Annotated in this window: 24 protein-coding genes; 12 read left to right on the top strand and 12 right to left on the bottom strand. The window is 65.0% G+C overall.

The annotated features are described in order from the left end of the window. Positions 1-113: 113 nt before the first annotated feature. Together ACIGJE_RS07450 and ACIGJE_RS07445 are read right to left on the bottom strand one after the other, a co-directional pair. On the bottom strand, positions 114-527 hold the full coding sequence (locus ACIGJE_RS07450) for a hypothetical protein (protein ID WP_311943871.1): 414 nt from the start codon (positions 525-527) through the stop codon (positions 114-116). A 107-nt stretch (positions 528-634) separates the two neighbouring features. Beyond that, positions 635-1,576 carry a GlxA family transcriptional regulator gene (locus ACIGJE_RS07445; protein ID WP_367625596.1) on the bottom strand — a complete coding sequence of 314 codons (942 nt, stop codon included), beginning with the start codon at positions 1,574-1,576 and terminating at the stop codon, positions 635-637. Between the two features lie 99 nt (positions 1,577-1,675). Here ACIGJE_RS07445 and ACIGJE_RS07440 point away from each other — a divergent pair, with 99 nt between their 5' ends. The 3 genes from ACIGJE_RS07440 to ACIGJE_RS07430 all read left to right on the top strand — a co-directional run bounded on the left by ACIGJE_RS07440 (position 1,676) and on the right by ACIGJE_RS07430 (position 3,351). Further along, positions 1,676-2,509 (top strand): SDR family NAD(P)-dependent oxidoreductase, encoded by an 834-nt coding sequence (locus tag ACIGJE_RS07440; protein WP_415087363.1) that lies wholly within the window; start codon positions 1,676-1,678, stop codon positions 2,507-2,509. Between the two features lie 87 nt (positions 2,510-2,596). Beyond that, positions 2,597-3,064 carry a hypothetical protein gene (locus tag ACIGJE_RS07435; protein ID WP_415087364.1) on the top strand — a complete coding sequence of 156 codons (468 nt, stop codon included), beginning with the start codon at positions 2,597-2,599 and terminating at the stop codon, positions 3,062-3,064. After that, positions 3,061-3,351 carry a type II toxin-antitoxin system RelE/ParE family toxin gene (locus tag ACIGJE_RS07430; RefSeq protein WP_415087365.1) on the top strand — a complete coding sequence of 97 codons (291 nt, stop codon included), beginning with the start codon at positions 3,061-3,063 and terminating at the stop codon, positions 3,349-3,351. Before ACIGJE_RS07435 ends, ACIGJE_RS07430 begins: the two co-directional genes overlap by 4 nt. Positions 3,352-3,399: 48 nt before the next feature. Here the strand turns inward: ACIGJE_RS07430 and pnp are convergent, their stop codons facing one another. Continuing rightward, positions 3,400-5,547 carry a polyribonucleotide nucleotidyltransferase gene (gene pnp, locus ACIGJE_RS07425; protein WP_311943869.1) on the bottom strand — a complete coding sequence of 716 codons (2,148 nt, stop codon included), beginning with the start codon at positions 5,545-5,547 and terminating at the stop codon, positions 3,400-3,402. Positions 5,548-5,802: 255 nt separating this feature from the next. Then, a complete protein-coding gene (gene rpsO, locus ACIGJE_RS07420; protein WP_311943867.1) occupies positions 5,803-6,072 on the bottom strand; it encodes a 30S ribosomal protein S15 in 270 nt (89 codons plus the stop codon). Between the two features lie 426 nt (positions 6,073-6,498). Between rpsO and ACIGJE_RS07415 the strand changes: the two genes are divergently transcribed. From ACIGJE_RS07415 to dapB, 5 genes are all read left to right on the top strand, one after another. Then, entirely contained in the window at positions 6,499-7,944 is a 1,446-nt protein-coding gene (locus tag ACIGJE_RS07415) for a sensor histidine kinase (protein ID WP_367625594.1), read from the top strand. A gap of 258 nt (positions 7,945-8,202) precedes the next feature. Continuing rightward, positions 8,203-8,856, top strand: coding sequence for a methyltransferase family protein (locus ACIGJE_RS07410; RefSeq protein ID WP_311943863.1), 654 nt, complete (start codon positions 8,203-8,205; stop codon positions 8,854-8,856). A 366-nt stretch (positions 8,857-9,222) separates the two neighbouring features. Next, positions 9,223-9,900, top strand: coding sequence for a tRNA (adenosine(37)-N6)-threonylcarbamoyltransferase complex dimerization subunit type 1 TsaB (gene tsaB / locus ACIGJE_RS07405; protein ID WP_311943862.1), 678 nt, complete (start codon positions 9,223-9,225; stop codon positions 9,898-9,900). 10 nt (positions 9,901-9,910) lie between these two features. Continuing rightward, positions 9,911-10,390: a ribosomal protein S18-alanine N-acetyltransferase gene (gene rimI, locus ACIGJE_RS07400; protein ID WP_367625593.1), complete on the top strand. Its 480-nt coding sequence runs from the start codon at positions 9,911-9,913 to the stop codon at positions 10,388-10,390. Between the two features lie 347 nt (positions 10,391-10,737). Then, entirely contained in the window at positions 10,738-11,553 is an 816-nt protein-coding gene (dapB, locus tag ACIGJE_RS07395) for a 4-hydroxy-tetrahydrodipicolinate reductase (protein WP_367625592.1), read from the top strand. Between the two features lie 89 nt (positions 11,554-11,642). On the opposite strand, the gene ptsN is transcribed toward dapB, so the two are convergent. From ptsN to ACIGJE_RS07360, 7 genes are all read right to left on the bottom strand, one after another. Beyond that, entirely contained in the window at positions 11,643-12,107 is a 465-nt protein-coding gene (gene ptsN, locus ACIGJE_RS07390) for a PTS IIA-like nitrogen regulatory protein PtsN (protein WP_311943858.1), read from the bottom strand. Between the two features lie 116 nt (positions 12,108-12,223). Next, positions 12,224-12,805 carry a ribosome hibernation-promoting factor, HPF/YfiA family gene (gene hpf / locus ACIGJE_RS07385; RefSeq protein ID WP_068290666.1) on the bottom strand — a complete coding sequence of 194 codons (582 nt, stop codon included), beginning with the start codon at positions 12,803-12,805 and terminating at the stop codon, positions 12,224-12,226. 307 nt (positions 12,806-13,112) lie between these two features. Continuing rightward, on the bottom strand, positions 13,113-14,054 hold the full coding sequence (locus ACIGJE_RS07380; protein ID WP_415087301.1) for a 2-hydroxyacid dehydrogenase: 942 nt from the start codon (positions 14,052-14,054) through the stop codon (positions 13,113-13,115). Between the two features lie 400 nt (positions 14,055-14,454). After that, entirely contained in the window at positions 14,455-15,078 is a 624-nt protein-coding gene (locus tag ACIGJE_RS07375) for a methylated-DNA--[protein]-cysteine S-methyltransferase (RefSeq protein WP_415087300.1), read from the bottom strand. A gap of 76 nt (positions 15,079-15,154) precedes the next feature. Further along, positions 15,155-15,532: a glyoxalase superfamily protein gene (locus tag ACIGJE_RS07370; RefSeq protein WP_311943855.1), complete on the bottom strand. Its 378-nt coding sequence runs from the start codon at positions 15,530-15,532 to the stop codon at positions 15,155-15,157. Positions 15,533-15,679: 147 nt separating this feature from the next. Continuing rightward, the gene (locus ACIGJE_RS07365; RefSeq protein WP_311943854.1) at positions 15,680-16,177 is read right to left on the bottom strand and encodes a GNAT family N-acetyltransferase; all 498 of its coding nucleotides are present in this window, start codon (positions 16,175-16,177) and stop codon (positions 15,680-15,682) included. Beyond that, a complete protein-coding gene (locus ACIGJE_RS07360; RefSeq protein WP_415087299.1) occupies positions 16,178-17,098 on the bottom strand; it encodes a LysR substrate-binding domain-containing protein in 921 nt (306 codons plus the stop codon). It abuts the gene before it with no gap. Positions 17,099-17,242: 144 nt separating this feature from the next. On the opposite strand from ACIGJE_RS07360, the gene ilvD reads away from it, so the two are divergent. From ilvD to ACIGJE_RS07345, 3 genes are all read left to right on the top strand, one after another. Continuing rightward, on the top strand, positions 17,243-18,916 hold the full coding sequence (gene ilvD, locus ACIGJE_RS07355) for a dihydroxy-acid dehydratase (RefSeq protein ID WP_483679675.1): 1,674 nt from the start codon (positions 17,243-17,245) through the stop codon (positions 18,914-18,916). Between the two features lie 169 nt (positions 18,917-19,085). Continuing rightward, entirely contained in the window at positions 19,086-19,700 is a 615-nt protein-coding gene (locus ACIGJE_RS07350) for a TetR/AcrR family transcriptional regulator (RefSeq protein WP_311943849.1), read from the top strand. Positions 19,701-19,713: 13 nt separating this feature from the next. Then, positions 19,714-20,631 carry an NAD(P)-dependent oxidoreductase gene (locus ACIGJE_RS07345; protein WP_415087339.1) on the top strand — a complete coding sequence of 306 codons (918 nt, stop codon included), beginning with the start codon at positions 19,714-19,716 and terminating at the stop codon, positions 20,629-20,631. A 15-nt stretch (positions 20,632-20,646) separates the two neighbouring features. Here the strand turns inward: ACIGJE_RS07345 and ACIGJE_RS07340 are convergent, their stop codons facing one another. Continuing rightward, a complete protein-coding gene (locus ACIGJE_RS07340; RefSeq protein ID WP_311943846.1) occupies positions 20,647-21,420 on the bottom strand; it encodes a mechanosensitive ion channel family protein in 774 nt (257 codons plus the stop codon). Between the two features lie 636 nt (positions 21,421-22,056). Here ACIGJE_RS07340 and ACIGJE_RS07335 point away from each other — a divergent pair. Beyond that, positions 22,057-22,395 carry a hypothetical protein gene (locus ACIGJE_RS07335; RefSeq protein WP_367625586.1) on the top strand — a complete coding sequence of 113 codons (339 nt, stop codon included), beginning with the start codon at positions 22,057-22,059 and terminating at the stop codon, positions 22,393-22,395. Positions 22,396-22,397: the final 2 nt, after the last annotated feature.

The following is a 22,397-nucleotide window of genomic DNA, read 5'->3' as shown; positions in this document are numbered from 1 at the left end:
GGTCTATAGCGACAAGCAGGGAGAAAAGCAACAGGCAGGGTGGCGCAAACGCCCGATTTCGGCGCATTTCGCGGGCATCGAGCGGCTTTCAGCAAAAACGCCATAGGTCGATCCTATCCGCATTTGCGATAGGTATGCACCAGCGGCGTTTTCTCGCCGTCGACGGTGGCGTGGGAAACCGTCGCCAGCTCCTTGCCGATCTTCACCAGGATGACCGTGTAGTCGAAGGTCTCCCCCTCGCTGTCTTCGGAGACCTGCAGGCGCCAGGTCGGCGGATCCTTGGCGATCTGCGTGACGGCACCGGCCCGCCCGATGCTGCCCTCCTCCGTCCATTCCCTACCCTCGACCGCGATCCGGATCGGGTCCTCGCCGCGCAAATCCTTCTTGCTGGTGCAACTCTCGACGTCGCGGGTCCACACGCCCTGCGCCTCGGCGGGATAAGGCATACCGGCCTTGTCCTGCGCGGCCAGGGCTGGCGAGGAAACGCAGGAAAAAGCGAGGAATAGAAGACGCAGACAGCGCGACATGAATTCTCTCCGGATGATCGGCCGGCGCTTCCGCCGCCCCAGGCTCGTCTCTAACACGGCCATGCCCGCTGCCAGGATACGTCCGAAACAGTCGAGCGCCGGCACCGTCACGCCGCAGCGCCCTTGGCCAGCCGCCGGATCGCCTGTGGCGGCTGGCCGAAGGCGCGCAGGAAGGCGCGGCGCATGCGCTCGCGATCGGCGAATCCGGTTTCCTGAGCCACGATGTCGATGGGATGCAGGGTCTGCTCCATCATCAGCCGTGCCGCCTCGACGCGCAGAGTCTCCACGGCCTTGGCCGGCGACTGGCCGGTCTCGGCGCGAAAGGCGCGGCTGAACTGGCGCGGGCTGAGATGGGCGACCTCGGCAAGCTGCTCTACCGTCAGCGGCGTGTGCAGATTGCGCCTGGCATAGGTAAGCGCCGTCTGGATCCGGTCCGACTTGGCGTCGAGGTCGAGCAGGTTGGAATGCTGCGACTGGCCGCCACCACGCCGGTGATAGAGCACGAGCTGGCGGGCCACGATGCGGGCGAGCTCGGCGCCGTGGTCCTCCTCCACCATGCCGAGGGCGAGATCGACTCCCGCGCTCATGCCCGCCGAGGTCCAGATCTGGCCGTCGGCGATGAAGATGCGATCTTCATCCACCTTGAGCCGCGGGAAGCGGGCCTGCAGATCGCGTGCCCAAAGCCAATGGGTGGTCACGCGCCGGCCATCGAGCAGCCCCGCCTCGGCGAGCACGAAGGCGCCGGTGCAGATTGAAGCGACACGTCGCGACCGCGCCGGCGACCGCCGCACATAATCGACGACCTCAGGCGTCGGCGGATCGACATCGGGCGTGCCGCAGACCACCAGCGTATCGAAGTCAGGCTCGCCGAAGCAAAGACTGTCGAGCTTGGGGCCGATCGAACTTCGCACGGGGCCGCCGCTCTCCGAGACGATGACGATGTCGTAGAGCGCCTTGTCCGCCGCATAATTGGCGAATTCGAAGGCCGAAAGCGCGGCAAAGCTCATCATCTGGAAATTGGGTGAAATCAGAAAGCCGACGCGTTGCATGAACGCCTCCGTTCTTGTCCTGAAAGGTGGCATATATGACATTTGAGACAAAAGCCAGCGGATCTAATCTCCAGCCATTGCAACCCATGGAGATTTCCCATGTCCTCCGCCTCCAAAGTGTCCGCCACCTCCAAAGGCACCGTGCTGATCACGGGCGCCTCCTCCGGCATCGGCGCCGTCTATGCCGACCGCCTCGCCCATCGCGGCTATGACCTGATCCTGGTCGCCCGCAGCGAGGACAAGCTCAAGGCCCTCGCCGATCGCCTCGGCAGGACGACCGGCCGCGAGGTCCGCATCCTCGCCGCCGATCTCAACGCCAAGGAGGGCCTTGCCGCCGTCGAGGCCGTGCTGAAGAGCGACAAGAGCATCACCGGGCTCGTCAACAATGCCGGCTTCGGCAGCGCGGCGCCCTTGCTCCAGGCCTCGGTCGAGAAGATGGAGGAGATGATCAGCCTCAACGTCACCGCGCTTACCCGGCTGACCTATGCCGCAGTCCCCGGCCTGGTCGAACGCGGCGGCGGCACCATCGTCAACATCGCCTCCATCGTGGCGATCGCGCCGGAGCTGCTCAACGGCGTCTATGGCGGCAGCAAGGCCTATGTGCTCGCCTTCAGCCAGAGCCTGCACCACGAACTTGCCGACAAGAACATCCGCGTCCAGGCCGTCTTGCCCGGTGCCACCGCCACCGATTTCTGGAACGTCCTCGGCGTGCCCGTCGAGCAATTGCCGGAAAGCGTCGGCGTGATGTCGGCCGAGAACATGGTGGATGCCGCCCTCGCCGGCCTCAACCAGGGCGAACTCGCCACCATCCCGGCCCTGCCCGACATCGCCGACTGGGATGCCTATGAGGCGGCCCGCCAGACACTCGCCCCCCAGCTCTCGCAGGCAAAGCCTGCCGCGCGCTACCGGGTGAGGCCAGCCACGGCCGCATAACCGGCTCAAAGCCTCAGCCAATTGTTGTCAGGCCTTGCAAACAATAATTGATTGCATAATCTGGCAATTATCAACTGAGGCTTTGCGATGACGACAGGAACCATTGATCACGCCACGCTGTCAACACTGGTGGAGGCGGGCACCGTGCGCCGCGCGCATGTCGTGGGGCACCCGGAAGGTTGGTCGGTCGAGATACGCTACGGCAAGAACCAGCGTACCCTAATCGCCCAGCGTAGCCGCCATGCCCGCCTGTTCCGGCGGCTCGACACCCTGGTCTCCTATCTCAAGGATGTCGGCATCGCCGAATTCGACGTCGACGCCGCCGCCCATGAGCCCGGCAGCGCCAAGGCCCCGGCCCGACCCGACCGCGCCGAGGCCCTGCGCAAGGCTCATGAGGCGGCCGCCTACGACGCCTGGTTCCGCGAGGAAATCCAGAAGGCGCTCGACGAGGCCGACGATCCGAACACCGTCTGGGTCAGTCATGAGGAAGCGGAAGCCGACATGGAGCGTCAGCGGATCGATCTGCTCGCCCGTATCCGGCACGCCGAAAAATGAAGCTCATTTGGCTGCCGGCCGCACAACGAACCCGCACGGCCCTGATCGAGCATATCGCCAAGGATAGCCTCGCGGCAGCCCTCAACCAACTCGGCGAGATACAAAGCCAGGTGCGCAATCTTGAGGACCATCCGGAGATGGGCAGGGTTGGCCGCATGCGCAACACCCGCGAACTCGTGATCGCTCGCACCCCTTTCCTGATCATCTATCGCATCCGCAACAAGCCGCGGCAGATCGAAATTCTGCGCGTCATCCACGGTGCCCAGCGCTGGCCGCCCCAAAAATAAGGGCGCCCCGAAGGACGCCCCTTGATCGTATCGGCTTGAAAGCCCGCCTTACTCGGCAGCGGCTTCGCCTTCGGCCTTGGCCTTCTTTTCCAGGTCTTCGCCGGTGGCCTGATCGACGGCCTTCATCGACAGGCGGACCTTGCCGCGCTCGTCGAAGCCGAGCAGCTTGACCTTGACCTTGTCGCCTTCCTTGACCACGTCGGTGACCTTGTTCACGCGGTTCGCAGCCAGCTGCGAGATGTGAACCAGGCCGTCCTTGGCGCCGAAGAAGTTGACGAAGGCGCCGAAATCGGTGGTCTTGACCACGGTGCCGTCATAGATCGCGTTGAGCTCGGGCTCGGAAGCAATCGACTTGATCCAGTTGATCGCGGCCTTGATCGCGGTGCCCGAAGCCGAGGCGACCTTGATGGTGCCGTCGTCCTGGATGTCGACCTTGGCGCCGGTCTTCTCGACGATCTCGCGGATGACCTTGCCGCCCGAGCCGATCACTTCGCGGATCTTGTCGACCGGGATGGTGATCACTTCGATGCGCGGGGCATGCTCGCCGAGCTCGGCGCGGGCGCCGGACAGGGCCTTGGCCATCTCGCCGAGGATGTGGAGGCGGCCACCCTTGGCCTGCTCCAGCGCGACCTTCATGATCTCTTCGGTGATGCCGGCGATCTTGATGTCCATCTGCAGCGAGGTGATGCCGCCTTCGGTGCCGGCCACCTTGAAGTCCATGTCACCGAGATGGTCCTCGTCACCCAGGATGTCGGAGAGCACGGCAAAGCGCTCGCCTTCCAGGATCAGGCCCATGGCGATGCCGGCAACCGGGGCGCGCAGCGGCACGCCGGCGTCCATCAGGGCCAGCGAGGTGCCGCAAACCGTGGCCATCGAGGACGAGCCGTTGGACTCGGTGATCTCGGAGACGACGCGGATGGTGTAGGGGAACTCGTGCTGCGGGGGCAGCATCGGATGGACGGCGCGCCAAGCCAGCTTGCCATGGCCGATCTCACGGCGGCCGGGCGAACCCATGCGGCCGGTCTCGCCGACCGAATAGGGCGGGAAGTTGTAATGCAGCATGAAGCGCTGCTTGTAGGTGCCTTCCAGGCTGTCGACGAACTGCTCGTCATCGCCGGTGCCCAGCGTGGCGACGGCCAGGGCCTGGGTCTCGCCGCGGGTGAACAGGGCCGAACCATGGGTACGCGGCAGGATGCCGGCTTCGGCGACGATGGCGCGCACCGTCTTCACGTCGCGGCCGTCGATGCGGGTACCGGTGTCGAGGATGTTCCAGCGCACGACCTTGGCCTGCAGCTCCTTGAACACCTCGGCGATTTCCTGCTTGGTATAGGCAGGATTCTCGACGCCTTCCGGCAGGAAGTGGGCGACGACCTTGGCCTTGGCGGCGTCGACGGCGGCATAGCGCTGCTGCTTGGCGGTGATCGCATAGGCGGCGCGCAGATCGGCCTCGACCACGCCGAGCATGGCCTTCTCCAGCTCGGAACGATCGGCAGGCTGGAAGTCGCGCGGCTCCTTGGCGGCCTTTTCGGCCAGGCGGATGATCGCCTCGATCACCGGCTGGAAGCCCTTGTGGCCGAGCATCACGGCCTCAAGCATGATCTGCTCGGAGAGTTCCTTGGCTTCCGACTCGACCATCAGCACGGCGTCGGCGGTGCCGGCGACCACGAGCTCGAGCGAGGATTCCTTCATCTCGTCGATGGTCGGGTTGAGCTTGAGGGCGCCGTCGATGAAACCGACGCTGGCAGCGCCGACCGGGCCCATGAAGGGCACGCCGGACAGCGTGAGGGCCGCCGAGGCGGCGACCATCGAGACGACGTCGGTGTCGTTGATCAGGTCATGCGACAGGACAGTGACGATGACCTGGGTGTCGTTGCGATAGCCGTCGACGAAGAGCGGGCGGATCGGGCGGTCGATCAGGCGGGAGATCAGGGTCTCGCGCTCGGAGGGGCGGCCTTCACGCTTGAAATAGCCGCCGGGGATGCGGCCGGCCGCGAAGGCCTTTTCCTGGTAGTTGACGGTCAGCGGGAAGAAATCGACGCCGGCCTTCGGCTCCTTGGCCGAGACGACAGTGGCCAGTACCGTGGTGTCGCCATAGGTGGCAAGCACGGCGCCGTCGGCCTGACGGGCGATCTTGCCGGTTTCGAGGGTCAGCTTGCGGCCGGCCCATTCCAGCTCTTCGCGATAAATTGTGAACATTAAGGATCAATCCTACTCTTGTGGATCGACCGGATGAGGCAGGGCGTCAACCAATGGCGCCTGAAACAAAAGCAGCCATCGCAAGATGGCGGGAAGCATCCTGGCGTTCAACGTCCGAGGGTTGCTTCCTGCGATCCTGCCATGGCCTGCTGCCTATCCGGTCTCGTGGGCTTTCGCGCCGGCCCCATGCCGCCGCGTCCCGGTCTTGAAATGGAACAGCCCGAAAGGCATGGAGCCTTCCGGGCTTGATCAGTCTTAGCGGCGGATGCCGAGACGCTCGATGATCGACTTGTAGCGGGCTTCGTCGCGCGACTTGAGATAGTCGAGCAGCGAGCGGCGCAGAGCCACCATCTTGAGAAGGCCACGACGGGAGTGGTTGTCCTTCACATGCGACTTGAAATGGCCGGTCAGATTGACGATGCGCTCGGTGAGAATCGCGATCTGGACTTCCGAAGAACCGGTGTCACCGGCCTTGGCGCCATATTCCTTGATGAGCGCGGTCTTACGCTCTTGGCTGATCGACATCGGGTCGTCCTTTCATGAAGCATCGCGGCGCGGAGCGCGCGATTGCTGATACCGTCTTGCGACGAAAGGGCCGTCTGGCCAGGATCGCCGTCCACCAAGGCCCGGCCGGGATGTCGTCCAGCGGGGTCGGCGGGGGCGGGCAAAAACCAGCGCATCAGCGCCGGGATGCGGCCCTATAGTCGAAGCGCGGCCAAAAAGCCAGAAAAAAGCAAGCGCGGGTGGAACGCCGTTCGCTTGAGGAGACACCGCTCCGATTTGTCATTGCCGGGCTTGACCCGGCTATCCAGTCCCCCGACGCAATCGAGCAAGAGGCTGGATTGCCGGGTCAAGCCCGGCAATGACAAAGGTTGTGCCAACTCGAAGACACGCAAGTGTACCGCATCAAGCCCACTGGCGAGCCTCCCTAAATTCCTTTAAGGCAAAGACGTGCCCCGTTCCACCACCACCAGCCCCCCGCCCGGCAACAGGCCCGGCCGCTTCGGACTGTCGGCCCGCCTGCTCGTGCTCACCATCCTGTTCGGCCTGCTGGCCGAGGTGCTGGTCTACCTGCCGGTGGTGGCGAACTATCGGCGCAACTGGCTTTCCAACCGCATCGCTTCCGCCATCACCGCCGCGCTGGTGCTGGAAGCGGCGCCCGACGGCATGGTTTCCGATGATCTCGCCCGGCAGATCCTTGCCTCGGTGGGTGCCAAGATGGTGGCGTTGAAGACCGACGACAGCAAGCGATTGCTCGCTTCCTCCGACATGCCTCCCACCGTGGCCATCGCCACCGATCTGCGCAGCCTCACGGCGATGGAGGCGATCGGCGACGCGCTCGACACGCTGCTGGCGCCCAGGGGTCGCTTCATCCGCGTCGTCGGCGATGCGCCCATGCACGGGCAATATGTCGAGATCGTCGTCGACGAGACGCCGCTCCAGCAGGGCATGTACGACTTCGCCCGGCGCTGGCTGGTGATCACGCTCGCCATTTCCACCATCACCGCCGGCCTGATCTATCTCACCCTCAGCTTGTTCATCGTGCGCCCGATGCGCCGGCTCACCGGCGCCATGATGCGTTTTGCCGCCGACCCCGAGGATGAGGCAGGCGTGATCCGTGCTTCCGGCCGCAGCGACGAAATCGGCGTGGCGGAACGCGAATTCGCCGCCATGCAGCGCCAGCTCCACGGCATGTTGCAGCAAAAGAGCCGCCTGGCGGCGCTCGGCCTCGCCGTTTCCAAGATCAATCACGACCTGCGCAACATGCTGGCGGCCGCGCAGCTCTTTTCCGACCGCCTGACCGAGACCGACGATCCCATCGTGCAGCGGCTGGCGCCGAAACTGATCCAGACCATCGGCCGGGCTATCGCCTTCTGCCAGTCGACGCTGTCCTATGGGCTCGCCTCCGAACCACTGCCCACGCGACGGCGGATCGCCCTCGCCCCCATCGTCGCCGATACACGCCAGTTGCTCGGCCTCGGCGAGGCGAACGATCGGCTGATCTGGGTGGAGACGCTCGAGCCCGACCTGCAGATCGATGCCGACGCCGATCAGCTCTCACGCGTCCTGCTCAATCTGTGCCGCAATGCCGTGCAGGCCCTGGACGGCCATGTCGCACCCGACGCCTCGCCGAACCGGATCGAGATCGGCGGGCGGCGGAACGGTGCCGTCGTGACCATCGACGTGGCAGACAATGGTCCGGGTGTCTCGGTGAAGGCCGGCCAGAAGCTGTTCGAGGCCTTTTCGGGCTCCACACGCCCCGGTGGCTCCGGCCTCGGCCTCGCGATCGCCGCCGAGCTCGTGCGCGCCCATGGCGGCACGCTCTCTCTGCTCGAGCAGACGGCGGACCGAGGCGGCGCGACGTTCCGGATCACCATTCCCGACCGCCCGGCTTGAAGCAGCGGCAGCGCGCCGGCAGGGACGATCGCGACGCGGCGCGCTAGAGCAAAGTGCGATTTGGCGGAATCGCCAGGAATCGCAAAGACGTTTCAGCCAATCCGAAAGGATTGGCTTGGAAGCAAAGAGTTGGAGCAAAACGGCGTTTCGTCCAGACGCGCTTTGCTCTAGAGTCGTGACGGTCCCGTGTCGGGACGATGGCATTGGCGTGACGCTGGGGAGCTGGTCGCGCGACCGGAACCCCAATCGAGCAGATTCATGAACAATATCAAGGACAGCGGCAATGTCGGCACTCCCGTCGACATCAATGCCGTGCAGACCATACGCCGGATCGTGCTCGGCCTCCTGGGCGTACTCGGCTTCGTGGTGCTGCTGTTCACCGACTCCCTCTGGCAGGACGAGGCCGGCCACGGTTTCCACGAGACCATCGAAAGCATCGGGCTGGTGCTGATCGTGGTGGCCATCGTCGGACGCACCTGGTGCTCCCTCTATATCGGCGGACGCAAGAAGCAGCTGATCGTCGAGGACGGTCCCTATTCGATCTGCCGCAATCCGCTCTACCTCTTCTCCTTCATCGGTGCCGCCGGCGCAGGGGCCCAGTTCGGCACCGTCACCACCGCGGCATTGGTCTTCACCATCACGGTGGTGATCTTCACCATCGTGACGCACAAGGAGGAACAGTTCCTCCACGACAAGTTCGGCGCGGTCTATGACGCCTATTGCGCCCGCGTCCCCCGCTTCGTGCCGAATTTCGCGCTCTGGCGCTCGGTGCCGACGCTGGAGATCCAGACCTCGCTGGTGACGCGCACCTTCCTCGACGCCTGCCTGTTCCTGGCCGCCTTTCCGGTAGCCGAACTGGTCGAACTGCTGCAGAATCAGGGCTATCTGCCGATCTACCTGCTGGTGCCTTAGGGCAAAACGCGTTCAAGTATAAACGCTTATTTTCTCTAACTCTTTGTTCAGACGCGTCTTTGCGATTCGAAGTGATTCCATCAAATCGCAAAACGCTTTAGGGCGCGTCGCATTTGGAGAATGAAATACCTGGGAGAGGGCACTGCCGGGAGAGAGCCCCCTGTGATGCCTGCATTCCCAGGAAAGCGTTGCACAGGCACCAACTCCTGCGATATCGCTGGAATTTGGCGGCTGCCGGACGGTCCGGCCCTCCCCTGGAGCAAAGCGCGTTTAAACGGAAGCGCTCTTTTGCTCTCGCTCCTCGTTCGAACGCGTCGTTGCGATTGCCGGTATCCACCAAATCGTAAAGCGCCATAGGTGTTTTCCATGCGTATCCTGGCCATCGACACAGCCCTCGAAGCCTGCTCGGCCAGCGTGTTCGATTCCGACGACGGCGCCATCGTCTCGCAGACATTGCCGATGGCGCGCGGCCAGGCCGAGGCGCTGATTCCACTGGTGCGCGATGTCGTCGAGCGTTCGGGCGGGTTTGCCCTGATCGACCGGGTCGCCACCACGGTCGGGCCGGGTTCCTTCACCGGGCTGCGCGTCGCCATCTCGGCGGCGCGGGCCTTCGCCTTGTCGCTGCGCGTGCCCTGTGTCGGCATCTCCACCCTGGCGGCGATCGCCGCGCCCCATATCGACGAGAATGACGGCCAGCATGTCGCCGTCGCCATCGATGCGCGCCATGGCCATGTCTATTTCGAACTCTTCTCCAATCGCGGCCGCAGCATCGTCGAGGCCGGCTGCATCCCCTTGCGCGAGGCGGCCCGCGTGCTCGGCCCCGCGACGGTGAAGATGGCCGGGCCGGCTGCCCCGCTGCTGTTCGAGGAAGCCAAGGCCGCCGGTACGGCCGGCCAGATCGTCGATGCCAGCCCGGCGCCGGATATAGACTGGGTGGCCAGGCTCGGCCTGCTCGCCGACCCCGCGGACTCGCCGCCCAGGCCAACCTACCTCAAGCCGGCCGACGCGACGCCGCAGCAGAACGGCCAGATCGCGCGGCTATGAGGAGACGGCGATGAGCTGGTTCGGCCGCAAACAGCCTCCCGTCGTCACCGATGCCAGGGCCGGCGATGCAGCAGGTCTTGCCGCCATCCATGCCTCGGGTTTCGAACGCGGCTGGGATGCGCATGAGTTCGAGCGCATGCTGGCCGATCGCCTGACGATCGCCCATCTCTCCCGCCCGGGCGGCAAGGGAGCGCCGACGGGCTTTGCCCTGTCGCGCCTGGTGGTGGACGAGGCCGAGATCCTCACCGTCGCCGTCGCGCCATCCTCGCGACGCGCGGGACTGGCGACCCTGTTGCTGCAGCATCATCTCGGCCGGCTGGCAGCGGCAGGGGCGCACAAGGTGTTCCTGGAGGTCGCCGAAGACAATGTCGCGGCACTCCGCCTTTATCAGCGCCATGGCTTCAACGAGATCGCAAGGCGGCAAGCCTATTATGCCCGGGCCAAGGGACCGCCGGCGACGGCGATCATCATGGAGTTGGCATTGAGATGACCCCGCACGCGCGGCTAATCGCACCTTTTCTCTAACTCCTTGTTTTGGTGCGCCTTCTTCATCGAAAGGTCTATCAACTTTTCTGAAAAACGCTCTAGGACAACGGTCGGGCGAGATGGTAGACCGGCGAAGAAGCGCAACGGTCAGGTCTCCCTCGCCCTGCGAAGCGGGGAGAGGGTAAGGGTGAGGGACTGCGCAAAGCGTCCAGACTATCCGGTCGCGCCGCCCCTCATCCTTACCATCTCCCCCGTAAGAACGGGGCGAAGGGGTGGCTGGCGTCGCGCCCTTCACTTTTCCCAGCGCCTATGGATGGAACGTCCGCGCGCCCGGCAAGCAAGGAGTTCACCATGGCCGATATGCGGCTCGTCGTAGCAGGCGCCTCCGGGCGCATGGGGCAGACCCTGATCCGCATGATCGCGGAGACGCCGGGCGTCGTGCTCGCCGGCGCCATCGAGCGAACGGGATCACCCGCCATCGGCCAGGATGCGGGCCGGCTTGCCGGGCTCGACGCCAACGGCGTCGTCGTTACCGACGATCCGCTCAGCCTGCTGACCTCGGCCGAGGGCATCATCGACTTCACGGCCCCGGCCGCCACCGTCGAGCTGGCCGCTCTCGCGGCGCAGATGCGTATCGTGCATGTGATCGGCACCACCGGCCTGTCCAAGGAGGACTTTGCCCGTCTCAAGGCAGCGGCACGTCACGCGGTGATCGTGCAGTCCGGCAATATGAGCCTGGGCGTCAACCTGCTCGCCGCCGTGGTCAAGCGCGTCGCCAAGAGTCTGGATGCCGATTTCGACATCGAAGTCCTGGAAATGCACCACAACCGCAAGGTCGACGCCCCCTCGGGCACGGCCCTGATGCTGGGCCAGGCCGCCGCCGAAGGGCGCGGCATCGATCTCGACGCCAATGCCGACCGGGTGCGCGACGGCCATCCGGGCGCCCGCGAAAAGGGTCATATCGGCTTTGCGACACTGCGCGGCGGCACCGTGGTGGGCGAGCACAGCGTGATCTTCGCCGGCGAGAACGAACGGCTCGAATTCTCGCACAAGGCCGAAAGCCGCACCATGTTCGCCAGGGGCGCCCTCAAGGCCGTACTCTGGGGCTTCGGCCGCAAGCCGGGTTATTATTCGATGGCGGACGTGCTCGGGCTTGGAGACTTCTGAACGGGCGGAGCGCGGGCATCCTGCCCGCTCTTGCTCCCCTGCATGCATCTGCATTCAAAGAGCGGGCTGGAAGCCCGCGCTCCGATCAATCAAGCCGCGTGCGATGCCGGCTCCTCGCACAGGATCGAATAGAGGCCCGCTGCGTCGCTGGTGGCCCTCAGCTTCTGTACGATGCCGGGATCGCGCAGCATGCGGGCAATGCGCGACAAGGCGCGCAGATGATCGGCACCGGCGCTTTCGGGCGCCAGCAGCAGGAAGATGATGTCGACCGGCTGGCCATCCAGGGCCTCGAAGTCGATCGGGCGCTCCAGGCGGGCGAACAGGCCGAAGATCCGGTTGAACTTGGCCAGCTTGCCATGCGGAATGGCAATGCCGCTGCCGACGCCGGTCGATCCCAGGCGCTCTCTCTGGAGCAGCGTATCGAAGATTTCTCGCTCGCCCAGGCCGGTCAGTGCAGCAGCACGGTCGGCGATTTCCTGCAGAGCCTGCTTTTTCGAGTTTACTCTCAGCGCCGGAAGCACAGCATCCTGCGGCAGCAGATCACTCAAAGGCATCGCATTCCTCGTGGGGGTTCGAGCCGGGAGCCCATGCGAAAGGGCCGGCTCAATAGCTTGGCGCCCGCCCCTTCAGAACTATTCTTCGGAGGCGGGCGCTTGATCAGGTGGGCCTGTCAGGTCGACTCTGCCGTTGTCTGCGGCAGGTCGATCCAGCCAATATGGCCGTCGGGGCGGCGGTAAACCACGTTCACGCGGCCATGTCCAGCGTGACGGAAGACGAGGGCCGCGGCACCGGTCAAATCGAGGTCGACAACGGCCTCGCTCACCGACAGGCGCTTCATCTTGGTGGTGTTCTCGGCCACGATCACCGGAGTGAACTCCTCGGCGGCGCTTTCCTCATCGCTCGGCGCCGTAATGACGTAGTCGGTGGACTCGGCCGCGGTCGCGTTGTCCGGACCGGCATGATAATCCTTGATGCGATGCTTGTAGCGTTTGAGCCGCTTGGTCAGGCGTTCCGTCGCCAGATCGACGCTGGCATGCGGGTCATGCGCGATCGATTCGGTCTGAAGGGTGAGCCCGGTGGGAAGGTGAATGCGGCAATCAGTCCGAAAACCTGTGCCCTCCTTCTTTACGGTGACTTGGCCGGTGTAGGATTGGTCAAAATACTTCGACAGGCTATCGGCGACCCGCGCTTGAACGTGGGTCCGCAAGGCTTCGCCAATGTCGAGATTTTGTCCTGAGACACGCAGCGTCATGCTTCGCTCCGCTTCTTGAGACGGCAGGCCAAGGGGCCTGCATCCGGGTGGTGACCCTTAGCGTGTGTCGTCAGTCATGGCTTGCGTCGATGAGGCCAAATCGCCTCCGCCAAACCCAAGCCATGACTGGCGACACACCCTGCGATCACCCCCTCATTAGGTAAGACCGTATGGCGGCGGCGTCAACGTTACATTATTTTCACGCCGCCATCCGAAGGCCGAAGGAGCGATCCGCGCGAAACGTCCCCAGGCTTCAATTTCCCAAACAAAATCAAAATACTATGGGAAATAGCAGGTCATTTTCGCATCAATAGTGGCGGGCGGCGTCCACAGGCGCATCGAAGGGCAGCCCGCGCTCATGGCGCTCGATCTGGCGCAGCACGAAACGCCCCACCGCGTCTTCGTCCGAGATCGCCGAGTTGTGGGGCGTAATCGTCACGCGCGGGTGCTCCCAGAGCGGGTTATCCACCGGAAGCGGTTCCGTCTCGAACACGTCCAGCGTCGCGGCCCGCAGCACGCCTTCGTCAAGCGCCGAGATGATGTCGGCCTCCACCTGCAGGCCACCGCGGCCGGCATTCATCAGGATGGGCGCACCGAGCACGCCGTCATGGGCGAGCTTCTCGAACAAGGCCCGGTTGAGGATGCCCCTGGTCTCCGGCGTCAGCGGCAGCAGGCTGACCAGGAGATCCGTGCGGCCGAGGAAGGCATCGAGCTCGTCGCCGGCATAGGTCTTCACGCCCTCGATCTGCTTGGGCGTCCGGCTCCAGCCGGCGACATCGAAGCCCATGGTCTTGAGTTTGCCGATGGCATCGACGCCGAGCACACCCAGCCCCATCACCCCCACCCGCAACTCGTGGGCCGCCGGCGAGGGCATCACCTCGCGCCAGAGCTTCTGGCGCTGCAGCAGATAGTAGTCGGCCTGGTTGCGCAGATGGATGAGGGCATGCATCACCACCCATTCGCTCATGCGGGTGGTGAGATTGTCGTCCACCACGCGGCCGAGCGGCACGTTGGGCAAGGTCGGATCGGACAGGACATGGTCGACGCCGGCGCCGAGCGAGATGATGCCCTTCAGGTTGGGCAGGCTCGCCAGCAGGCCCGGCGGCTGCTTCCAGACGGCCGCATAGGTGATGTCGGCGGGATTGCCGACATCGGGCCAGGCCCTAATGTCGCGGTCCGGCGCCAGGCGGCGCAGCCGTTCGAGCCAGGGCTCGACTTCCCACTGGGTGATGCACAGAAGTAGGGCCATGGGGACGAGTCTCCTGAAGCAAAGCGCGCCTTTGCGATTCCTGCCTTTTCCACCAAATCCCGCTCTGGAGGAAAGGGCCCGCCCCTCTTACAGAGCAAGCGAGGCCCTGCAAAGCCACTTCCCTGGGGCGGACTTGCTCGCCCATTGCTTTGTGGAGAAAGCGAAAGACGCGACGCCAGCCGCCTCCTTCGCCCCGTTCTTACGGGGAGAAGGTGAGGATGAGGGGCGGCGCGACATCATGGAATTGAGCGCTTTGCGTAACCCCTCACCTCTATCCTCTCCCCGTAAGAACGGGGCGAGGGGGCACACACGTCGAGTGTCACCGGCATCCGATCATCTCGCCCAATCCTTCGTCCCAACACCGATGGACGTTCAACCGGCGCTCCCAGCCCTTTCGCAATCAAGCCCAGCGCTTTTCGTGATCGATCAGCCAGCGTTTGCGCCAGATGCCGCCGCCATAGCCGGTGAGCGCTCCGTCGGAGCCGACCAGGCGGTGGCAGGGCACGACGATGGCGAACGGATTGGCGCCATTGGCCCGGGCCACGGCGCGGAAGGCGGACGGGCGCTCCAGGCTTCCGGCCAAGGTGGCATAGGACAGGCAGATGCCGGCCGGAATCCGCCTCAATCCCTGCCAGACCTGCCTGGTGAACTCCGAGCCATGCATGGCGAGCGGCGTGGTGAAGACTGGCGAGCGGCCGGCAAAATAAGCGGCCAGCTCGGCCTCGATGCCGTCGATCGCCGCCGATCGCCCGAAGGCGATGGCCGAGCGTGCCGCCTTGCGCAGGCGCGCCAACTCGCCCGGCAGGGCCTTGCGATCGAAGAACTCGACGAGATGCAAAGCGTGGCGATCGCCGACTGCAAGCATGGCGCCGATGGGCGTGTCGATCCAATCAGCCTTGAGGAGGTCGCGCCCCTTGAGTTGGGGTGGGGTTTCCTCCACCGCGCGAATCAGCGCCTCGCGCACCTCCTGTTCGCGCCTCGAGCCCGCCTCGGCCCAGTCCTCGTCCTCGCTCCACGCATGCATGCCAGCTCGTCCTGCCTCGAAAGGCGCGAGAGTGCGTTGCCGGCCGCGGGCCGGCAACCCGATTCCTGCGGCCCGGCTACAGGCGCTGCCCGACATCGATGCGGTTGCCGTCGGGATCCTCGAAAACGAAGGCTCGCAGGCCGTAATCCTTGTTCTGCAGGCGTTTGATGATCCGCCGCCCATTGGCCTCGCACAGGGCATGGAGCGCATCGGCGTCGTCGACCATCAGATGCGCTACGTTGAAGGGCGGCGCCTTGTGGCCCGGCTGCAGCGTCAGATGCAGTTCCGCATCGTCGCGCTTGAGTATCATGAAGCCGACGGGATTGCCGTTTTCGAAGGTCTTGGCGAAGCCGAGGACGCCGACGTAGAAATCATGGGCGCGCCGGATGTCCTTGACGGGCAGCATGGCGGCGATCCGCCCGAAGCGGATGCCGTGTGGGGCGATGTCGTTCATCGCTCAACCTCGATCTTTGGAGCGTGCAGCCCCTGTTCGGGCGGTGCCGGAACGGTTCCACGCTTCCATGTTGAAATCGGTGAGGCGGTGCCCACACATCGGTTATAACCAGGAAATTCCCGGCCGGATAGGGTATCGGCGCGGCCCTCAGCGCTTAAGAAAAAGCACCATCAGCGCCTCGTCGAGATAGGTGTTCCCAGCCTTGAGTGCCCGTGGCTCCACGCCATAGACCTCGAAGCCGAGCCGGCGATAGAGCGCCAGAGCGCCATCATTGCCTTGGACGACAGCGAGGAGGAGTTGCTCCACCTCGCCGCGGGCGACCTCGATCACCGCTTCCATCAGCGCGCCGGCGACACCCTGCCCTCGCCAGCGCGGCTCGACATAAACGCCCCAGACGCTGCCCTTGTGCTGGTCCTTGAGGCCGTCATGGCGTCGATAGCCGGCCATGCCGACGATCTGACCGTCCCCATAGGCGCCGAACACCACGGCCTGCGACAGCCGCTCGGCGAAGGCGGCTGCCGGCCTGACGACCTCGGCCGCATAGGTGCTGCCGAACGCCTCCGGCGCCGTGGCGAGCGCGGCGAGGCGAATGGTTCGATAATCGTCGCCATCAGCGGGGCCGAGGCGTCGGATGATGACGGACATTCAGATGACTTCCTTCCCGCTTGCTTGCTTTTCCGCGACGTCCAGGAAACGCCGCAAGGCCGGCGCGCCATCGCCGTGACGCCAGGCCAGCCCGGTCTCGATCACGGGCGCAGCATCGCGCAAGGCCAGATAGCGCACGCCCTGGCGCTGCAGGCGCCGCAACGACTGCGGCACCAGCGCCAGCCCCATGCCGGCCGAGACGAGGCTGATGATCGTCTGCATCTGGATCGCCTCCTGCCTGACCGGCAGCAGCGCGCCATGGGCGGCATAATAGCCGGAGACGAGGTCATGGAAAGCCGGCGCGCTGCGCCGCGGAAACAGGATCAGGGGCGCCGCCACCAGCGCGTCGATCGGCAGTGCCTGTCCCGCGAACCCCGCGCGCCTCTGCTCGATCCAGGCCTCGGGCACGGCCGCGACCAGCGGTTCGCGCAGCAGCGGCCGGTAGTCGAGCGCCGCGGGCAGGCTCGTGCGCGAAGAGGCGATCACCATGCCGACATCGATCGTCCCTTCCAGCAGCGCCTCGACCTGGAGGTCGCTTGTCATTTCCATGAGGGCCAGTTGCACGGCCGGGTGTCGCTCCCGGAAAGCGCTGACCATGTCAGGCAACAGGCTGTAGTCGGCGGTCGAGACGAAGGCGAGCCGCAGCAGGCCCGCCTCCCCGCGCGAGAGGCGGCGGGCAATCTCCGGCAAGGCATTGGCGTCCTCCAGCACCCGCCGGGCATGGGCCTGCCATTCGCGCCCGACCGGCGTGAGCGCAACATGGCGCTTGGTGCGGACGAACAGCCTGACGCCGAGTTCGGCCTCCAGCGCCTGGATGGCCTGGCTGAGCGGCGGCTGCGTCATCGCCAGCCGCTCGGCGGCTCGACCGAAATGCAGCTCCTCCGCCACGGTGAGGAAATAGCGCAGCTGCCGCAGATCCATGGTCTTCTTCCACGATGAGGTACCATCGCTCATTAATATGTTTTTCGACCTAATATAGCCAGAAACATATATTTTACCAACGATTGGAACAGCTCTAGCATGGACGGGATTTTGAATGCGGCTTGCCCGCCAATGGAGGATCCCATGCCGATCAACGAACGCTCCCGGCACATCACGGAGGGCGTCGCCCGCTCCCCCAACCGGGCCATGTATTACGCCCTCGGCTACGAGAAGGCCGATTTCGCCAAGCCGATGATCGGCATCGCCAACGGCCATTCCACCATCACGCCCTGCAATGCCGGCCTGCAGCCGCTGGCCGACGCGGCTGCGGCCGCCATCAAGCAAGCCGGCGGCAATCCGCAGCTCTTCGGCACGCCCACCATCTCGGACGGCATGTCGATGGGCACCGAAGGCATGAAATATTCGCTGGTCTCGCGCGAGGTCATCGCCGATTGCGTCGAGACCTCCGTGCAGGGGCAATGGATGGACGGCGTGCTGGTGCTCGGCGGCTGCGACAAGAACATGCCCGGCGGCATGATCGGCATCCTGCGCGCCAATGCCCCGGCGATCTATGTCTATGGCGGCACCATCAAGCCCGGCCGCTGGAAGGGCCAGGACCTTTCCATCGTCTCCGCCTTCGAGGCGGTCGGCTCCTTCATGGCCGGCACCATGAGCCAGGAGGATTTCGACGGCATCGAGCGCAATGCCTGCCCCACCACCGGTTCGTGCGGCGGCATGTACACCGCCAACACCATGAGCTCCTCCTTCGAGGCGCTCGGCATGGCGCTGCTCAACTCGGCCAACATGGCCAATCCCGACCAGGAGATCATCGACAGCGCCGCCGAGGCCGGCCGCGTGCTGGTGGAAGCGGTGAAGAAGGGCATCAAGCCGCGCGACATCGTCACCCGCAAGGCGATCGAGAACGCGGTGGCGCTGATCATGGCGACCGGCGGCTCGACCAATGCCGTGCTGCATTATCTCGCCATCGCCCATGCCGCCGAGGTCGAATGGACGCTCGACGATTTCGAGCGCATGCGCCGCAAGGTGCCGGTGTTCTGCGATCTCAAGCCGTCCGGCAAATACATGGCAGTCGACCTGCACAAGGCCGGCGGCGTGCCGCAGGTGCTGAAAATCCTGCTCAATGCCGGCCTCCTCCACGGCGATTGTCTCACCATCACCGGGCGTACCCTGGCCGAGGAATTGGCGCAGGTGCCGGACGAGCCGCGCGCTGACCAGGACGTCATCCGCCCGATCGACAAGGCGATCTATCGCGAAGGGCATCTGGCCATCCTCAAGGGCAACCTCGCCGAGGGCGGCGCCGTCGCCAAGATCACCGGGCTGAAGAGCCCCTATATCAGCGGCCCGGCCCGCGTGTTCGACGACGAGAAGTCGGCGATGGACGCGATTCTATCGGACGCGATCAAGCCCGGCGACGTCGTGGTGCTGCGCTATCTCGGCCCCAAGGGCGGGCCGGGCATGCCGGAAATGCTGGCGCCAACCTCGGCCATCATCGGCCGCGGCCTCGGCGACAGCGTCGGCCTGATCACCGACGGGCGCTTCTCGGGCGGCACCTGGGGCATGGTGGTCGGCCATGTCACGCCGGAGGCCTATGAGGGCGGCACCATCGCCCTGGTCCAGGAAGGCGACACCATCACCATCGATGCCCGCCGCCAGAGCTTGCAGCTGGAAGTCGACGAGGCCGAGCTCGCCAAGCGCCGCGCCGCCTGGCGCCAGCCCGCCCCGCGCTATACCCGCGGCGTGCTCGCCAAGTTCGCGGCGCTGGCCCGCCCGGCCAGCGAAGGGGCCGTCACGGGCTGAAGCGGCAAGAGGCGGACGAGGCGTCCGCGGTCCCAGCCGCGGCCGTTCACGTGCGAGCCTTGTCAGTGTCGTGTCGGAAACGATATGGCTGGGACCGCGGACATCCTGTCCGCCTCTTCACTTCATTGGGGCGCTTGATTAGGAAACGATCATTTCCTAATCTCGCTGCATGTCCATTTCCCTCACCGATTCCCCGCGCCAGGCTGGCCGCCCCCGGGAGTTCGATCTCGACGCCGCGCTCGACAAGGCCATCCTCGCCTTTCGCGAGCGCGGCTATCATGCCGCCTCGATCGCCGATCTCGCCAAGGCGATGGATCTGACCGCAGGCAGCCTCTACAAGGCCTTCAAGGACAAGCGCGCCATCTTCGTGGCAGCGCTCGAGCGCTATACCTCGCTGCGCAATACCGGCCTGCGCGGCCGCATCCAAGGCCTGGCCACCGGCCGCGAAAGGCTGCGCGCCGTGCTCGATTTCTATGTCGATTCCGCCCATGATCTCGAAGGCCGCCGCGGTTGCCTGGTCGTCGGCAGCGCCGTCGAATTGGTGACCTTCGACGAGGACCTCTCCGAACTGGTCTCGCTGGCCCTGCGCCGCAACGAGGCGCTGTTGATCGAGTTGATCCGCCAGGGGCAGGCAGACGGCTCCGTCAATCCGCATCTCGGGGCCCATCAGGCGGCGCGCACCCTCCTGTGCGTCCTGCTCGGCATGCGCGTGATCGGCAAGACCGGCCGCCGGCATGACGACATGGCCGATATCACGGATCTCGCGCTGAAAGTGCTCGACTGATTTTTTTTGACCAATTCGGAAACGATCATTTCCAAATAAGGAGCTCTCGATCATGCAAGTGGGTTTTCTCGGTCTGGGCACCATGGGTTTTCCCATGGCCGCCAATCTGGTCAAGGCGGGCCACCGCGTGCGGGCCTGGAATCGCTCGCAGGAGCCGGTTGCCCGCCTCGCGGCACTGGGGGCCGAGCCGGCCGCCGCGCCGGCCGATGCGGCCGATGGCGCCGAGGTGCTGATCGCCATGCTGGCCGATGACGCGGCGAGCCGGGATGTCCTGCTTGCCCAGGGCACCTTGGACGCCCTCGCCAAGGGCGCCGTCGTCGTGAATATGGCGACCGTCTCGGTCGCCTTCACCCGCGACATCGCCGCCGAGCATGCGGCCCGCAGCCTCTCCTATGTCGCCGCCCCGGTGCTCGGGCGCGTGAATGTGGCGGAGGCCGGCCAGCTCAACATCCTGGCGGCCGGCGATGTCGCCCAACTCGACCGCGTGCAGCCGCTGTTCGACGTGCTGGGCCAGAAGACCTGGCGCTTCGGCGACCGGCCCGAGCAGGCGGCTGCCGTGAAGCTCGCCGCCAATTTCATGATCGCCAGCGCCATCGAGACCATGGCCGAGGCGTCGACGCTGGCAGCGGGCCACGGCGTCGCCAAGGCCGCTTTCCTGGAGATGCTGACCTCCACCATCTTCGCCGCGCCGCCCTATAAGGGCTATGGCGCCGCCATCGCGGAGGAGCGCTTCGAGCCCGCCGGCTTCAAGCTCTCGCTCGGCCTTAAGGATGTGCGCCTCGCTCTCGAGGCGGCCGATGCTGTCAACGTGCCCCTGCCCTTCGCCGGCGTGCTGCGCGACAACCATCTCGACGCCCTCGCCCATGGCGAAGGCCATCTCGACTGGGCCGCGCTCTCGCGCGTCGCCGAACGGCGCGCTGCGCAGAAGTGATCGCGGAGCGAGCGATCAGGCCGCGGATGCGGCGGCCTCCAGGGCCGTCGAGGCCCGCTGCAGGATCTCGGCCTTGAGGTCATTGGCATCGCCGGCCTTGGCCCAGGCCTGGACGGCGATGTCGACGCCCTTTTCGGTGAAGCCGGACAACACGATCGAGGCTGCCGGCAGCGGCAGCACCCGGCCGTCGCGGCTGAGGAAATCGCGGATCGCTCCCGACACCGCCTCGGCATTGCCGCCATAGGGCACGGGCACCTTCACATTGACGCTGCGGGTGGGATAGGCCGAGACATTGGTGATCGGAGAGCCCCAGACCTGCCCGTTCGGAATCAGAACCTGCACATTGTCGCCGCTGGCGAGTTCGGTCATGAACAGGTTGAGGTTCTTGACCGTGCCGGCCTTACCGGCCACCTCGATGCTGTCGCCGAGCTGGAAAGGCCGGAACAGCAGCAGCATCACGCCGGCCGCCATATTGGAAAGCGTGCCCTGCAAAGCCAGGCCGATGGCCAGCGAAGCGGCACCCAGCACGGCGACGAGGCTGGTGGCCTGGATGCCGATCACCTGCAGGATCAGGATGAAGATCAGCACCAGCACGCCATAGCGCACCAGGCTCGACAGGAAGGCGGTGACGATCGGATCCATGCGCGATGTCGCGGTGAGGGCCCTGGTCGTCAGACGCTCCAGCATGCCGGCGGCCCACCAGCCGACCAGCATGATCACGAGGGCCCCCAGGCAGTTGATGCCATAGAGGATGAACAGGTTTCCAAGTCCATTGAGATCGATCGGCAACGGAAGCCTCCTGGGTGGGCAGCGGGCGGCTCTCCCGATAGCATGCCCGCACCGTCCGCCTAAAGCCCCCCGGAACGTTTTGCGATTTGATGGAATCATCAACAGCCGCAAAGACGCGTCGAACCAGAGAGTTAGAGCAAGCGAGCGCCCGCACTTGAACGCGTTTTGCTCCGGGGTTCATCGCGTTCGGCAGGCCTCACCAAAACACATCGAAACAAAGCATTGGAACAGATCCATGCTCAGTAGAGAAAGCGTTCGCGCCAGCGCGATGATCGTCTTTTCATGGTCGTTACTGTCGCAACCATCCGGCCTGCGAGCTCCGGCGCCAGGGCCGTGATTCGGGCCGGCGGGCCCTGCCGCGCCGCCTGGGCACAACTCCAGGTCGCGTATCTCCTCGCAACTTAATACCGTTGACTATCATGGCGCCGCAAAGCGCCACACCACTATAACCAACAAGTATTAAGCGAACGGTTTAATTCTCTAATCCGTCTGGGCAACTTTCAGAGGTAGGAAATTACGGGGTATGCTGCCCGACAGATAAGTTCGAATCGTCTCTCAAATCTACGGGGGAATACTATGCATTTCCTGTTTCTTCCCCGAGTTACGAGAACACATTACCCGTTCCTCGAAGAATTATTGTCTCTGCATATACCTTATGCGGATTGGCTGCGTCTGGTGGCCGATTGGCGCGAGGCGGGCAAGGCGCAAGGTTTCACGGTCCGCTACATGACGGTCAATCCCTATGAATTGCGCCGCTGGCTGCCGGCAGGTCCAGGCCCTGCCAGCCTCGCCCAGCTCCTGCAATTCACCGACTGGGTCGGCAATGGCCGGTCGGGCGACCCGTTCGCCTCCACGAAAGTGCCCGGCAATCTGGATACGAAGCCTCCCGGCGGCACGTCTCGCTCTGGCGGGCCGACCGGACCGTCCTGGGAAGCTCGCGAAGACAACAGGGGCCTGCGGACCGCCCTTTCCTGACG

This window comes from Labrys sp. E2SS-1L, assembly GCF_057073705.1.
Note: the sequence above shows the minus strand (reverse complement) of the source record. Positions and strands in the feature narration are given on the sequence as shown.

Coding starts and splice junctions, on each gene's coding strand:
- ACIGJE_RS07450 (WP_311943871.1), bottom strand. CDS start 527: ATGTCGCGCTGTCTGCGTCTTCTATTCCTCGCTTTTTCCTGCGTTTCC.
- ACIGJE_RS07445 (WP_367625596.1), bottom strand. CDS start 1,576: ATGCAACGCGTCGGCTTTCTGATTTCACCCAATTTCCAGATGATGAGC.
- ACIGJE_RS07440 (WP_415087363.1), top strand. CDS start 1,676: ATGTCCTCCGCCTCCAAAGTGTCCGCCACCTCCAAAGGCACCGTGCTG.
- ACIGJE_RS07435 (WP_415087364.1), top strand. CDS start 2,597: ATGACGACAGGAACCATTGATCACGCCACGCTGTCAACACTGGTGGAG.
- ACIGJE_RS07430 (WP_415087365.1), top strand. CDS start 3,061: ATGAAGCTCATTTGGCTGCCGGCCGCACAACGAACCCGCACGGCCCTG.
- pnp (WP_311943869.1), bottom strand. CDS start 5,547: ATGTTCACAATTTATCGCGAAGAGCTGGAATGGGCCGGCCGCAAGCTG.
- rpsO (WP_311943867.1), bottom strand. CDS start 6,072: ATGTCGATCAGCCAAGAGCGTAAGACCGCGCTCATCAAGGAATATGGC.
- ACIGJE_RS07410 (WP_311943863.1), top strand. CDS start 8,203: ATGAACAATATCAAGGACAGCGGCAATGTCGGCACTCCCGTCGACATC.
- tsaB (WP_311943862.1), top strand. CDS start 9,223: ATGCGTATCCTGGCCATCGACACAGCCCTCGAAGCCTGCTCGGCCAGC.
- rimI (WP_367625593.1), top strand. CDS start 9,911: ATGAGCTGGTTCGGCCGCAAACAGCCTCCCGTCGTCACCGATGCCAGG.
- dapB (WP_367625592.1), top strand. CDS start 10,738: ATGGCCGATATGCGGCTCGTCGTAGCAGGCGCCTCCGGGCGCATGGGG.
- ptsN (WP_311943858.1), bottom strand. CDS start 12,107: ATGCCTTTGAGTGATCTGCTGCCGCAGGATGCTGTGCTTCCGGCGCTG.
- hpf (WP_068290666.1), bottom strand. CDS start 12,805: ATGACGCTGCGTGTCTCAGGACAAAATCTCGACATTGGCGAAGCCTTG.
- ACIGJE_RS07380 (WP_415087301.1), bottom strand. CDS start 14,054: ATGGCCCTACTTCTGTGCATCACCCAGTGGGAAGTCGAGCCCTGGCTC.
- ACIGJE_RS07375 (WP_415087300.1), bottom strand. CDS start 15,078: ATGCATGCGTGGAGCGAGGACGAGGACTGGGCCGAGGCGGGCTCGAGG.
- ACIGJE_RS07370 (WP_311943855.1), bottom strand. CDS start 15,532: ATGAACGACATCGCCCCACACGGCATCCGCTTCGGGCGGATCGCCGCC.
- ACIGJE_RS07365 (WP_311943854.1), bottom strand. CDS start 16,177: ATGTCCGTCATCATCCGACGCCTCGGCCCCGCTGATGGCGACGATTAT.
- ACIGJE_RS07360 (WP_415087299.1), bottom strand. CDS start 17,098: ATGGATCTGCGGCAGCTGCGCTATTTCCTCACCGTGGCGGAGGAGCTG.
- ilvD (WP_483679675.1), top strand. CDS start 17,243: ATGCCGATCAACGAACGCTCCCGGCACATCACGGAGGGCGTCGCCCGC.
- ACIGJE_RS07350 (WP_311943849.1), top strand. CDS start 19,086: ATGTCCATTTCCCTCACCGATTCCCCGCGCCAGGCTGGCCGCCCCCGG.